We start from the raw sequence: 12,612 nt of genomic DNA, 5'->3' as shown, positions 1-12,612 counted from the left end.
GATTTCCTCCCGGGCAGCGAGTCAAGATCAGTGATCTACGCATGCCCAGGATCGAGGAATCCGCAGCCGCGAGTGGCGGCGCTGTGCCGTACGACCCTTCGCGGGAAGCTCACTTCCGGCCTCCGTATGCGGCTCGCACCGCAGAGGCCTGTCACATCCAGAGGTCCTGGCTCCTGCACACGCGCGCGCCCATGTTCCGCTCCATCATCCGCAGTGCCGCCCGAGCGAGGTCCTCATGGATGTGCGCGACAGCGTCCTCGGGGACGGTCACCTGGAAATGCCGGATGTGGGCGTCCAGGGCTGAATAGAGAACGCACTGTTCGGTGACCTGTCCGCAGAGCACCAGCTGCTCGATGCCCTGCTGCCGCAGCAGGTACTGAAGCGGGGTGTCGAAGAACATCGAGTGGCGGGTCTTGAGAACGAACAGGGAGTCCGCATCGGGCCGCAGCGGTTCCACGAGATGAGCGTGCGGCCCCGCGAGAGCACGGTTGAGCAGCTCACCGTGATGGGAGCGCCACTCGCCCCAATTGTCGTTGACATAGATGACCGGGACGGAACGGCGCCGTGCGCGCTCCGCAAGGTCGGATACGACCGGCACGACCGACTCGGCCGAGGGGAGCAGCAGTTCGGCGTCCTCGTGGTCGTACGTGTTGATCATGTCGATGATGATCAGAGCGACCTTGCTCATGAGATGAGGTTTCCGTCCAGGTTGAGTCGGGCGACCACAGCCTCCGTTTCCGGATCACATGGCGGAGTAACCACTCTCCCTGCGTCTCTTGGAGGCGCATTCGCAACAGTAACTCTCCCGGGTCCCGGGTGCCGGTGCCGGCTGCGGTCGCGGCGGTTCGGTGGAGCTGATGGTGCGCAGGACCCCAAGGCCGCAGGAAGGGCGCGGGACCCGTGTCCGTGAGACCGGTCGCCAGGCTGTACTCCGCCTCGCCGCGATGCTCCTCCAATACGGTGTGGTGGAGAGCCCGACGAGCTCGACAAGATCGCGCCGGGCCGCTCGCGGACCAGGGACTCGACGACGACGCAACCGTCCTGCTCACCGAGTGGTGGGGCGCACCGGCAGAGACCGATCCCGTGAACCGTGGCCGAGTTCAGGCAGCGGCGATCGGCGCCGGCCGGCCCGCTCCCACTTGCGGCGGGCGTCCGGCCGTGCGGGCGTAGCCTTCTTGGCTGCGGGCCGGGAGGTGCACCAGCGGACGCAGACGCCGACGGCCCGGGGAATCCAGCGTCCGCCGGAGTCCTGGCCCGACCCGGCCTGCGCCCGGGCCTCCGTAGGCGCGGCGCTCATGACCAGCGGGGGACGTCGTCGGGGGAGAGGCCGGGCCGGGCGCGGCGCCGGCGCGGGGTGGCGCGCGTTCCCCTGGCCGGGCGGGGGGACTCGCGGTGCGTGGTGGCCTACGGTGCGGAGCACAGGGTGTGGCTGTCGGCGCTGCGTGCAGGCTGGCTGGCGCAGACGTTCGTCCACGGGTCGTTCCCGTGCAGGCAGTCCAGGCTCTGGTGCCCGAGCCTCTGGTCGTGGACGAGCACGAGGGCGTGGTCTGGGTCGGGCTCACGCCGTTCGTGAGGGCGGACGTACGCCCGCCCGGCGTACCGGCCGGGCTGCCCACGTTCCTGAAGATCAGCCTGAGGACCCACGTGCGGCACCCCAGCGGCCGGGACGGGCTGTGGTTCTTCTCCCTCGAGGTCGCCTGCCCGCCGATGCCGACGGCGCCAGGAATCGGCACGCCCTCTCACCCCGGCGCCCTCGACGTCACCAGGCGGGAGAAGACCCTCGTCCACTCCGGGCGGAGATGGGCCGGGGGGAGCCTCCTAGCGTCTCGTCGTGCGCCCAGGTCTGCCCATCGACCGGCCGACGGAGCGGGACGTTTGGCTGACCTCGCGCCGGCGGGCGTACACGCGCCGGCTCGGCCTGCTCTGGGAGACGCGCGTGTAACACGCACCGTCGCCGCTGGCCGGCGCCCGCCTGGAGGCGCTGGAGCAGACGCTCACCGGCTCGGGGGGCCTTCCGGTCCCCTCCTGTGAGCCGGTCGTGCACTTCGCAGAAGGAGTCAGGCATGTACGGCTCGGAGCCTCACTGCCCTGCCCACCTGCAGCGGCGGCTGCCTGAAAACGGGCCCCTGCGCGGGTCTGCTCCGGCGGATCCCCGGCGATGAACCCGGTGCGCACGCACTCGGCACCCCTGGCTGGTCGTAGCCGGCGACCTGATCCGCGCAGGCCTGACCGTGGCCGTCATGAAACGGGCGACCATGAGCGGCTTCCTCGCGACCAAGGCCCTGCTGGAGGGCTGGGGAGTGAGGGGGCAGACACTCTGGACGGTGCCGGACCGCGGGCGCAGCGCGCTCCTGGGGGCTCTGGCCGCACGCGAGCGGACGCCTGCCGTCCGAGGACACGGTGTACTCGACTTTGCAGAAGGAAAAGGGCCTCCATCCCCGCGGTCGGGGGTGAAGGCCCAGCACTCATGAGCGGCGCCAGAACTCAGCGCTTGAACATGTCCTTGATCTTCTCCTTGGCCTGGCGTGCATCGCCTTTGGACTTCTCCGCCTGGCCTTCGGCGACCATCGGGTCGTCCACAGCTGCTCGTCCCGTGGCCCTCTTCAGCTTTCCCTTGGCCTGCTCGGCCTTGGCCTTGGCCTTTTCACCAGCCGACATGGCAGACGCGCCTCCCGCCGTGCTCAACGCACTGTCCGTGTTTTGCGGTGACTCCCGTGTGCCCCGCACCGCCCCTGACAAACGGGTCCGATCCGCGCAACGGGGAACGCCAGTACCGCCAAGCCCCCCTTCCGGCAGACGACCCAGCCGCTGCCGCCGGCCAGCATCGACGACGTGACGCTGCCCCTCGTCTGGCTGCCCGCGAGTGCGGCCACGAACGGGCCTGACGGCCGATGACGGTCGAAAACTGCAAATGTGGGCAGCAGGTCCTACGGCTGGCCGTCATGATCGGAACAGGCATCTGGGCTACAGCCTCACTCACACCTTCGCCGACTTCGCCGTGGGCGGCCGCAGGCTCCCCGCCGTGTCGGGGCCGGCCGGATCGCGGTCGGTCTGGCGCTGGGCACCTGCGGCAACCGGCTGTTCGTGCGCCGAGCCCGCGTACGCGTACCTGCACCGAGCGTGCCGAGAACGCCGTGAGCCTTTCGGCCTGCCTGGAGGAACCGTTCGAGGGCCGTACCCCCATGCTCCGGATGGTCTCGGCGGCGGTGACCCTGGTGTTCTTCACCGTCCACATCGCCAGCGGGCTGGTGACCGGCGGGGTGCTGTTCGGGCACATCTTCGGTGCAGGGTTCCGGCTGGACATGGGCGGCAAGGCTGACTGGGGCCTCGGCGACTTCGGCCAACCGCACATCCTGGCCCGCTTCGCGGGCGTCCGCACCGCCGGTGCGACGCGCCGCGCGTCGGCGCGAATGGTCGGTCGCTGCGGTGCGTGAGAGGCGAGGCGAGGGGGACCATGCATGGCGCGCCGAATGCATATGCCCCTCACTTCATTGAAGTAACTCACATTTTGTGTGCTTGTAGGACTGAAGTAAGGGCATCTGGTGGCCAGGAGGTTGATGACAATGGTTCCCCTGCTTCTGGTTCTTCTGCTGGCTCTGATCCTCTTCGGCGCGGGCTTCGCCCTGAAGGCGCTGTGGTGGATCGCGGTGATCGTGCTCATCGTGTGGCTGCTGGGCTTCGTCGTCCGTTCCGCGGACGGTACAGGCCGCAAGGGCCGCTGGTACCGCTGGTAGACGAAAGGCATCCGGCGCGAGGAGCGCGCCACACGCGAAGGACGAGTGGGACCTGACCGGACACGGCCGGGCATCACTCGCGCGGAGGACGTCCTGGGGGCTGGAACGGGCCGGGCTGATCGGCACGCACCGGGGGGTGGCGTCCGAAGCGAGAAGGGCATCCGCTGGGGCGGACGCCCTCTCGAAACTTCAGCCTGAACCCGACGATCTACGCGGTCCCAGCGCTAGCCGTCACGCGCCGGTCCGGCTCCCCCGCCCGGGGGAGACGGGCCCCGCGCACAGGGGATCCGGTCCCCCTCCCCAGCCGCTGTACTGCAGGCAGGAAAACGGCAACGGGGAGGACACACCGTGCGCACTCGGACCAGACGACGCGTGCTGCTCGCCGCCACGGCCACCGGGCTGAGCGCCGCCGCGGCCCTGCCGGCGCATGCGGCGGTGCCGCATGCTGCGGAGGACGACGACATCGTGCGGGCCCTGTCCGCCCTACCGGGGCTGCGGGTCGTCGAGGAGCGGCCCGGCGCGGAGCCCGGCTACCGGTTCTTCGTGCTCGGCCTGCGCCAGCCCGTCGACCACACCGATCCCGCGGCCGGCACGTTCGAGCAGCGCCTCACCCTGCTGCACACCGGTCTGGACCGCCCCATGATCCTCGCCACGACCGGCTACGAGGCCCCGCTCACCCCGCACCGCACCGAACCGGCCGAGCTGCTCGGCGGTAACCAGCTCCTCGTCGAGCACCGCTGCTTCGGCACCTCGCGTCCCGCGCAACCCGACTACACCCACCTGACGATCCGCCAGGCCGCCGACGATCACCACCGCGTGGTCCGCCTCCTTCGCCGGCTGTACCGGGCCGCGTGGATCTCCACCGGCGGCAGCAAGGGCGGTATGGCCAGCGTCTACCACCGCCGCTTCTACCCGCACGACGTCGACGGCACCATCGCCTACTCCGCCCCGGACAACGTCGACGACCGCGACGACTCGGCCTACCTGCGCTTCCTGGACAGCGTCGGCAGCGCCGCCGACCGGGAGGCGCTGCGGGCGGTCCAGCGCCGGCTGCTGCAACGCCGTCCGCAGATGGTCGCCCGCTACGAAGCGTGGGCGGCCGGCATCGGTGACGGCTTCGGCATCGTCGGCAGCGCGGACAAGGCGCTGGAGATCGCCGTGCTGCGGGCCCCGCTGATGTTTTGGCAAAACGGCGGCAGCGCCGCCGAACGTGCGGCGATCCCCGGCCCGGACTCTTCCGACGACGCGCTGTACACCTGGCTGGACGCCACCGCCGGGCTCGCCCTCTACGCTGACCGGGTCGCGCTGCACTACGTGCCGTACTGGTACCAGATCGGCACGCAGCTCGGTTACCTCGGCGTCCCCACGGCCCATCTGGCCGGCCTGCTGAGGTACCCCGACAGCATCGAGGCGCGCACCTTCGTCCCCCGGGACATCCCGATGCGTTTCGACTCCGGGGCCATGCCCGACGTCGACCGATGGGTCCGCCGCTGCGGGAGCCGGCTGCTGTTCGTCAACGGCACGCAGGATCCCGCGGTCGCCGAGCCTTTCCCGCCGGGAGCCCGAGACAGCCGTGTGCTGTGGGCTCCGGGCGCCAACCACCACGTCTCCATCGCCGACCTCTCCTCCGCCGACCGCGCCCGCGCCGTCGGCATGATCACCCGCTGGGCCGCCCGCCGGTGACCGCGGCGGCTCAGCCGGTCGCGGCAAAGTCCCGCGGGTCGGTCGTGAGCTGCCCGGCGTGGGTGGCGGACAGCCCGTGGCCTGCGCCCTCGTCGACCTTCAGTGTGGCGTCGGGGGCCGGCGCGGCCGTGCGGCGGCCAGTGAGGTCCAGTGGCGCGGAGGTGTCGTGGGCGCCGCGGATCACCAGGACGGACAGGTCGAGCTTGGTGATCTCCGGGGCAACATTCAGCTCGGCGCAACAAGGCCCTCGCGGACAGCTGCGAGCAGGTTGTCATCGGGCATCCGGAGCAGCACGCCGCGTTCGACAGGGTCCTGCCGGGCAAGCGAGGGCCCACGCCGGGGTTCACCACGGCCCCGGTAGAACCCGGACGGCACGGAAGGGCCCATGGGAGACCTCCTGCACATGGAGACCACCCGCCGCTGAGACCGAACGGCAGTGGGCCGGGCAGGAAGTCTGCCCGGCCCACTGCCGTGCCTGTGCGCTACGACCAGCGCATCCGGAGCGCGACAGCCGCTCCACCCGATCGGGCGACAGACGGCGGCTCTGCTCTGCCGGTTCCGGATCCATGCAACCCGCAAGTGGCCCTTGCACTCGTAGGGCCGGCGGGCAGCGACGTGGTCGAGCGTCCACTGGCCCCGCTCGTGTGGGGCGTGGCCTTCCGCCGGAATGACTCGTCCGGTTGTTCTCCCATCGGGTTTGACATCGCCGCCGGAGGTGCACCATGCTTCCGTTAATTCATTAATACAAGTGTGGTGGAGCCGAGGAAGGCGACGTGATCGACTACCGGATCGACCGTGGCAGCGGCGTACCGGCCTACGTGCAGATCGTCGAGCAGACCGAACGGGCGCTTCGGATGGGCACCTTGCAGGTCGGGGACAAGTTGCCCACGGCCAGGGAGGTGGTGGCGGCGACCGCCATCAACCCCAACACGGTGCTGCGGGCCTACCGCGACATGGAGCAGGCCGGTCTGGTCGAACTGCGCCGTGGCCTCGGGACCTTCGTGACGCGGTCGCTGGCCCGGCCTGGGGCGGAGAACGACTCTCCGCTGCGCCGGGAGGTCGCCGACTGGGTGGCTCGCGCGCGGGCCACGGGGCTGGAGCGGGCAGATGTCCTCGCTCTGGTCACAGCTGCCCTGGACGCCTACGACAACGAGAACGACAGCACAACCCCAGGCGACTGGGAACGAAAGAAGGAGGACGCATGAGCGGGCCTGAAGCGTCGGCTGCGCTGTGCGCCACGGGACTGGGATTTCGGTACCGGAGGCGGGGTGACTGGGCGCTGCGGGATTGCGGGTTCGCCGTGCCTGGTGGTCGTATCACCGCACTCGTCGGACGTAACGGTGCCGGCAAGAGCACACTGCTGCACCTGGCCGGCGGCCTGCTGCGGCCTGCCTCTGGGCAGCTGCGTGTGCTGGGCGTCGTACCCGGCACGTCGCAGGCCCGCGCCCGCGTCGCTCTGCTCACCCAGGACAAGCCGCTCTATCCGCGTTTCACCGTGGCGGACACCCTGCTGATGGGGGAGAAGCTGAACTCCTCGTGGGACCGGACCACCGCCGAGCGGATCGTCCGTGAGGGCGACATCCCGCTCCATGCGCGCGTCGGCGAGCTGTCCCCTGGGCGGCGCACTCGCGTCGCGCTCGCCCTGGCGCTGGGCAAGCGACCCGAATTCCTGCTGCTCGACGAGCCGTTGGCCGATCTGGACCCCGTGGCACGAGGCGAGATCATGGCGCAGCTGATGGCCGAGGCCGTGGAGCGCGGCATGAGCATCGTGCTGTCCTCGCATGTCCTGCCCGAACTCGAGGAGACCTGCGACTGGGTGCTGGTACTGCGGGACGGCCGAGTCGAGCTGAGCGATGACGTTGAGGTACTGCGTGGGAGCCATGCCGTGCTGACCGGACCCGCCGGCCAGGCCGACACCCTTGCCGGAGAGCACACCGTCGTGCGGAGACGCACCCGCGGCAGGCAGCTGACCGCCCTGATACGGCAGCGCGGACCGCTGCGGGGCGACTGGCACGTCGAACGGCCCAGACTGGAGGACATCCTGATCGGCTACCTCAAGGCCGGTGACCTGGGGCACCAGGCCCCTGCCGAGAGGACGGAGGCGGCGGCGTGAAGGGCTCTCTCTGGCTCGCATGGCGCCAGCAGCGCTTGTCGGCCGGCATCGGCGCGGCCGCCCTGGTCGTCGCTGCGGCGATCGCCGCGTACTACCGCTCGGGCATGCTGGACGCCCTGCACAGCGGACTGTTCGACCACTGTGCCACCGGGCCGCTGTACTGCACACGGTCCGACACCGGTTTGCCCCTGCTGCTGGACGTCGAGCCGCTGAAGTACCTCGGGGCGCTGAACATCGCCCTGCCCGTCGTCATCGGCGTCTTCTGGGGTGCCCCGCTCCTGGGCCGCGACCGGGAACTGGGCACACACCACATGATCCTCGCCCAGGGCGTGAGCCGCGGTCAGTGGTTCGCCTCCCGGTTCGCCCTGGCCGCGGCGACCACGATCGTCCTCTCCGGTCTGCTCGCGGGAGTGTTCGCCTGGTGGTGGCAACCGGCCGCCGACCGGAGCTACGGCCTGTTCTGGTACGACACCATGGCCCTGAGCGGCTCGGGCCCCCGCGTTGTGGCGGCCGCCCTGTTCGGCCTGGCGGCCGGGACCCTGCTCGGCCTGCTGGCCCGCCGGGTGCTGGCGGCGATGGTCCTGACCCTGCTGGTGACGGGGGTGATGACCCTACTGCTGGAGTGGACGCACCGGGCCCGGCTGCTGGTCCCGCCGCACACCTACGTCAGCGCCGGCAGCATCCCCAAACCGCCGATGGGCGAGAAGTGGTCGACCGGCACCTACGGCCTGATCACCACCACCGGCCGCCACGACGACGTGCTGAACTGCCCCTTCCCGTCGAGCGCCCAGCTCAAGGAGTGCATGGCGGTGCACGGGTACGTCGCCCGGTTCTACGAGGCCAACCCGGCCGGCGACTACTGGACCTTCCAGTGGACCGACACCGCCGTTTTCGGCGGCCTGGCCGCTCTGCTCACGGTCGTCACCGTGCTGCTCCTGCGCCGCCGCGTCTGACCGCGGCCACCGCATCGCGACACATCGCCTTCACCCCCCTTCTCCTTCTTCATCCCTCACTGGGATCCCCTTTCGCACGGAGGTCGCTTCGCCATGCCCGCCGACGCCAAGTCGCCGGAGAAGCTGCGCAACAACCGCGCCGCCTTCACCCACAAGACCGGTTACGCCCTGCGCCATCCCGGCCGTGTCATCCCGTACCTGCGTCGGGCCGGCCGGGACGCGTGGCTGCGCCTCAAGCACCCCGACCACGTCGGCTACTACCGCGCCGTGATGGCCTCGGACACCCGCCGCAACCCGCAAGCCGCGGTCGGAAGCCAGACCCACGACCGCTGGCTGGCGCTCGGGCAGATGCAGTTCGACTACCTCATCGAACACGGGCTGCGCCCCGACCACCGCATGCTCGACATCGGCTGCGGCAACCTGCGCGGCGGCTGGCGCTTCATCAGCCACCTCGACACCGGCAACTACTACGGCATCGACATATCGCCCGACATCCTGATGGCCGCCAAGAAGACCCTGATCGAGCGCCATCTCCAGGACAAGCTGCCGCATCTGACCATCACCGGCGACCTCACCTTGGACTTCCTGCCCGACGACCACTTCGACGTCGTCCACGCGCACAGCGTCTTCTCCCACTCGCCGCTGGAGGTCATCGACCAGTGCCTGGAGCACGTCGGCCGCGTGCTGACCGACACCGGGTTCTTCGACTTCACCTTCGACCGCACCGAGGGCACCGAACACCAGGTGCTGCGCGAGGACTTCTACTACCGCACCGAGACGCTCCTGGGCCTGGCGCGGCGCCACGGTCTGCACGCGCGGTTCATGGAGGACTGGGAGAAGCGCCCGCACGGCCAGTCGAAGATACGTGTCAGCCGCTCGCCCCTCCCCACCGTCTGAAGTGGCCCTGGTTGCGACATGTCGTTCGACAGAGACACTCCCGGACCGCGGGGCAGGCCGGCGCGCCTGGCTGCGATGGACGGGCTTCGCCTGGTGGCAGCGGTCATGGTGGCCGCGTACCACTTCCTCGGCACACCCACCCCGCACTTCTGGGGACGGACCGAACTCCGAGAGTTCGTGCCGTTCGTGCACGAGATCAGCCGCTACGGCTGGCTCGGCGTCGAGTTCTTCTTCGCCATCAGCGGCTTCGTCATCTGCATGAGCTGCTGGGGACGGACTCCCGCCCAGTTCGCCGTATCCCGCATCGCACGGCTCTTTCCGGCCTACTGGTGCGCCGTACTCCTCGTCGTCGCCCTCGTCCTTGTCTCACGGGTGGGCCACTGGCCGGCCGCCACCCGTATCGACCCCCGTACCGTCCTGGGAAACCTGACGATGGCTCCGGGACCACTGGGACTGGAACTGGTCGACGGAGTCAGCTGGACGCTCTGGGTGGAGGCCCGTTTCTACCTGCTGATGGCCGTGCTGCTCGTCTTCGGGCTGTCGCATCGGCGGGCGGTGGCCTTCTGCGGGGCCTGGCTCGTGGCCGGTGTCGTCGCCCTCGAACTCCGGTCTCCCCTGCTCGACGAATTCGTTCTGCCCCGATACACCGGCCTCTTCGTCGCCGGGATCGTCCTCCACCTCATGCAGAGGTTCGGCCAGAGCTTCCTGCTGTGGCTGCTGCTGGGTTTCGCCTGGTCCTACGAACTCACCGTGCTCGAACTCCGGGTGGCCGACCATGCCGCGGTACCCCCCGGCGAGAGCCGGCCCTCCTGGGCCGTGTGCGCGGCCGTTCTCACGCTCTGTCTCGGGCTGCTGGCGCTGGCCGGTGTCGGGGGACCGCTGGCGAGGCTTCGATGGCGTTGGCTGGTCACCGCGGGGGGACTCACGTACCCCTTCTACCTCGTCCACCAGAGCATCGGAATTCCCTTGGCGAAAGGCTTGATCCGGGCTTTTCCGAGGCTAGGACTGGTGCCTTCGATGGCCGTGTCCGTCGGCTGCGTGCTGGGGCTGTCCCTGCTCATCCACACAACGGTGGAGCGTCGGCTCGGACGTCTGCTGAGGCATCGCCTGACGCTCGACATGCGGTTTCAGGAACCCGCCACGAGGCCGACTCCCGCCCGCACGCGGTAACCCCGGAACTCGATTCGAAGAAGGATCTCGCATGCCCCTCATCACGCGTACGAGACCCTCTCGCCTGCATATCGCCGGGCCGACGAACTCTTCAAGCCGGAAATCGACCGCGGACGGCTGCGCAACCTGCTGCTCGACTCCCTGAAGACGGGAACTGCGCGCTGGGGCCGCTCCCCCGACACGATCAGCGGACCCGCAGATGGGCCGCGGCAATTGCACTTCGCCGACGGCACGAGCAACGAGACCGATCTGGTTAACCGACACCCCGCGATTGCCGAGCTGGTCGGCTTGGGCAGCGCCCACGCAGCTGATGGCGCACACAGCCTGTTCGCCCAGCACAACAGCGGAAAACACATCCGCGTCTACATCATCCAACGCGTTCCGGTCGACTGGATCAGCGCCAAGGGGCTGACCGCCGAGGACACCGATGGCATCCGCGCCGTGCTACGCGACGAGTACGCCCACTGGTCGCCCCGCATGCGTCAGATGATCACCGAAAACGACGGCCCCTATATCCACCGCCCGATCCTCGCCCTCCCTGTCCGGCACACCTGGGGACCACAACCCGACGGTGACCCTGTTCGGCGACGCCGCCCATGTGCACTGGTCGTTCATCTGCTTTGGTCTGGGCGCGGTCACAGTGTTTGTCGCTGGCCACTTTGCTTGAGGCGGCAGCGGAGGCCGGAGGGCCATGCCCAGCTTGTCCAGCTGCTGAATGCGGTCTCGGCGTCCATGTCCCCGCGGGTGGAGAAGCGGCGGGCGTCGACGATCCATTGGGCGCTGCACCGTCCGGGCCGCCGTGCGGCGTCCCGAGTGTCACACGGCCAATGAGCCGCTGTGCGCAACAGAAGGGCAACCGCGATGTCATCTCCACTCACGCTCCGGCGAGTATTCCTGGCCACCACGCTCACCTGCGTCGCGGTGCTCGCCACCGGCTGCAGCGCGGGCTCAACCGCCACCTTCCGTGGCACCGCTGCGGCCACGACTCCTGGCGCGCCGGCCACGAAGGCACCAGCCGCGACAACACCGGCCGCCGCCTACGCCGGCATGTGGCGAGCGATCCCATCGAGCGGACCGGAGCTCCAGATCGCTGCGGCCCCGACGACCCGCTGGTGCAGGAAGTCGCCGAACAGGCGCGTCTGCTGCAGGCCAGCCGCGTTGGCCACCCCAAGCGTGCTGGTCTACGAGGCGTACATCCCCGACGGCACAACCTTCGCAGGGCAATCGCTGCCGCCAATCCGTGGTCTGAGCCCAGAGGTGAGCCGCCGCGCCAACCTTCTCCTTGGCCGCGGCAGCGGCATGCGTGTCCAGCCCGGCCGGCAAGAGGAGTTCGACCAGCTGCACACCGACTACTTCGCAGTCTGGGACCGATCCCGTGCGTACGCGGCCGCTGTCCTCGCTCTGCCGAGAGCCCGCACCTAGCTGTAGCTGTCGTAGCTGGGTTTACCGTTCGGCCGGTAGACGCCGACGATGGTGCCGCCCTTCGTCCTCGAGACGCTGACCGGCTCCAGTGCAGTGGGAATCGCTCCGTCGGCGAACAGCCGCTTGCCGGTGCCGATGATCACCGGATGGATGGTCAGCCGGTACTCGTCGACGAGGCCGTGCTGCATAAGGGTCTGGGCGAGGCCGCCACTGCCCACGACGTTGATATCGCCGCCGTTGGACACTTTCAGCTCGCGTACGGCATCGACGATGTCGCCCTTCAGCAGCGTGGAGTTCTGCCACTCGACGGACGTCAGGGTCCGTGACGCCACGTACTTGTGCATGCTGTTCATCCGATCGGTGAATGGGTTGTCGGGATCGGCGGTCGGCCAGTACGACGCGAAGATCTCGTACGTCTTGCGGCCGAGCAGCATCGCGTCGGAGTGCTCGTACCAACCGGCGATGGCCGTGCCGACCTCGTCGTCGGTCACCGGCTTCTGCCAGCCGCCGTGCTCGAAGCCGCTCTCAGCGTCCTCGTTCCGACCACCCGGTGCCTGCATGACGCCGTCCAGCGTCAGGAACGTGCAAACGATGATCTTGCGCATGGTGCGCTCCCTTCGACGACGGGTAGACCGCCCAA

The 12,612-nt window shown here is 69.4% G+C and carries 12 protein-coding genes and 2 pseudogenes; 11 read left to right on the top strand and 3 right to left on the bottom strand.

What is annotated here, in order from left to right:
- Nucleotides 1-151: 151 nt before the first annotated feature.
- The gene (locus tag FB563_RS31255) at nucleotides 152-688 is read right to left on the bottom strand and encodes a cysteine hydrolase family protein (protein ID WP_055705074.1); all 537 of its coding nucleotides are present in this window, start codon (nucleotides 686-688) and stop codon (nucleotides 152-154) included.
- Nucleotides 689-1,392: 704 nt separating this feature from the next.
- On the opposite strand from FB563_RS31255, the gene FB563_RS31250 reads away from it, so the two are divergent.
- Complete coding sequence (locus FB563_RS31250; protein ID WP_341874444.1) at nucleotides 1,393-2,031, top strand: DUF2071 domain-containing protein; 639 nt, start codon at nucleotides 1,393-1,395, stop codon at nucleotides 2,029-2,031.
- A 146-nt stretch (nucleotides 2,032-2,177) separates the two neighbouring features.
- A pseudogene (locus tag FB563_RS44335) lies at nucleotides 2,178-2,471 on the top strand (isorenieratene synthase); the annotation flags it as partial.
- 13 nt (nucleotides 2,472-2,484) lie between these two features.
- Here FB563_RS44335 and FB563_RS31240 read toward each other — a convergent pair.
- Complete coding sequence (locus FB563_RS31240) at nucleotides 2,485-2,658, bottom strand: CsbD family protein (RefSeq protein WP_079048639.1); 174 nt, start codon at nucleotides 2,656-2,658, stop codon at nucleotides 2,485-2,487.
- Between the two features lie 524 nt (nucleotides 2,659-3,182).
- On the opposite strand from FB563_RS31240, the gene FB563_RS45715 reads away from it, so the two are divergent.
- From FB563_RS45715 to FB563_RS31195, 9 genes and pseudogenes are all read left to right on the top strand, one after another.
- Nucleotides 3,183-3,434 carry a hypothetical protein gene (locus FB563_RS45715; RefSeq protein WP_055705075.1) on the top strand — a complete coding sequence of 84 codons (252 nt, stop codon included), beginning with the start codon at nucleotides 3,183-3,185 and terminating at the stop codon, nucleotides 3,432-3,434.
- Between the two features lie 129 nt (nucleotides 3,435-3,563).
- On the top strand, nucleotides 3,564-3,734 hold the full coding sequence (locus FB563_RS31230; RefSeq protein WP_030338097.1) for a hypothetical protein: 171 nt from the start codon (nucleotides 3,564-3,566) through the stop codon (nucleotides 3,732-3,734).
- A gap of 348 nt (nucleotides 3,735-4,082) precedes the next feature.
- Nucleotides 4,083-5,417: a S28 family serine protease gene (locus tag FB563_RS31225; RefSeq protein ID WP_055705076.1), complete on the top strand. Its 1,335-nt coding sequence runs from the start codon at nucleotides 4,083-4,085 to the stop codon at nucleotides 5,415-5,417.
- A 773-nt stretch (nucleotides 5,418-6,190) separates the two neighbouring features.
- Nucleotides 6,191-6,622, top strand: a complete 432-nt coding sequence (locus FB563_RS31220) for a GntR family transcriptional regulator (RefSeq protein ID WP_055705077.1) — start codon at nucleotides 6,191-6,193, stop codon at nucleotides 6,620-6,622.
- Entirely contained in the window at nucleotides 6,619-7,530 is a 912-nt protein-coding gene (locus FB563_RS31215; RefSeq protein WP_055705078.1) for an ABC transporter ATP-binding protein, read from the top strand. Before FB563_RS31220 ends, FB563_RS31215 begins: the two co-directional genes overlap by 4 nt.
- Nucleotides 7,527-8,483 (top strand): transporter, encoded by a 957-nt coding sequence (locus FB563_RS31210; RefSeq protein WP_055705079.1) that lies wholly within the window; start codon nucleotides 7,527-7,529, stop codon nucleotides 8,481-8,483. The genes FB563_RS31215 and FB563_RS31210 overlap by 4 nt, the downstream gene beginning before the upstream one ends.
- 93 nt (nucleotides 8,484-8,576) lie before the next feature.
- Nucleotides 8,577-9,380 carry a class I SAM-dependent methyltransferase gene (locus tag FB563_RS31205; RefSeq protein WP_055705080.1) on the top strand — a complete coding sequence of 268 codons (804 nt, stop codon included), beginning with the start codon at nucleotides 8,577-8,579 and terminating at the stop codon, nucleotides 9,378-9,380.
- 75 nt (nucleotides 9,381-9,455) lie between these two features.
- On the top strand, nucleotides 9,456-10,550 hold the full coding sequence (locus tag FB563_RS31200) for an acyltransferase family protein (protein WP_055705081.1): 1,095 nt from the start codon (nucleotides 9,456-9,458) through the stop codon (nucleotides 10,548-10,550).
- Nucleotides 10,551-10,631: 81 nt separating this feature from the next.
- Nucleotides 10,632-11,151: pseudogene (locus FB563_RS31195) on the top strand (FAD-dependent monooxygenase family protein); the annotation flags it as partial.
- Between the two features lie 817 nt (nucleotides 11,152-11,968).
- On the opposite strand, the gene FB563_RS31185 reads toward FB563_RS31195, so the two are convergent.
- A complete protein-coding gene (locus FB563_RS31185; RefSeq protein ID WP_055705082.1) occupies nucleotides 11,969-12,577 on the bottom strand; it encodes a dihydrofolate reductase family protein in 609 nt (202 codons plus the stop codon).
- Between the last annotated feature and the right edge of the window lie 35 nt (nucleotides 12,578-12,612).

It is taken from the genome of Streptomyces puniciscabiei, assembly GCF_006715785.1.
GTDB lineage: Bacteria > Actinomycetota > Actinomycetes > Streptomycetales > Streptomycetaceae > Streptomyces > Streptomyces puniciscabiei.
Note: the sequence above shows the minus strand (reverse complement) of the source record. Positions and strands in the feature narration are given on the sequence as shown.

Bases quoted from the DNA above. Each gene is read 5' to 3' on its own strand.
- FB563_RS31200 (WP_055705081.1), top strand. From the start codon at position 9,456: ATGGACGGGCTTCGCCTGGTGGCAGCGGTCATGGTGGCCGCGTACCAC.
- FB563_RS31240 (WP_079048639.1), bottom strand. From the start codon at position 2,658: ATGTCGGCTGGTGAAAAGGCCAAGGCCAAGGCCGAGCAGGCCAAGGGA.
- FB563_RS31185 (WP_055705082.1), bottom strand. From the start codon at position 12,577: ATGCGCAAGATCATCGTTTGCACGTTCCTGACGCTGGACGGCGTCATG.
- FB563_RS45715 (WP_055705075.1), top strand. From the start codon at position 3,183: ATGCTCCGGATGGTCTCGGCGGCGGTGACCCTGGTGTTCTTCACCGTC.
- FB563_RS31230 (WP_030338097.1), top strand. From the start codon at position 3,564: ATGGTTCCCCTGCTTCTGGTTCTTCTGCTGGCTCTGATCCTCTTCGGC.
- FB563_RS31255 (WP_055705074.1), bottom strand. From the start codon at position 688: ATGAGCAAGGTCGCTCTGATCATCATCGACATGATCAACACGTACGAC.
- FB563_RS31215 (WP_055705078.1), top strand. From the start codon at position 6,619: ATGAGCGGGCCTGAAGCGTCGGCTGCGCTGTGCGCCACGGGACTGGGA.
- FB563_RS31205 (WP_055705080.1), top strand. From the start codon at position 8,577: ATGCCCGCCGACGCCAAGTCGCCGGAGAAGCTGCGCAACAACCGCGCC.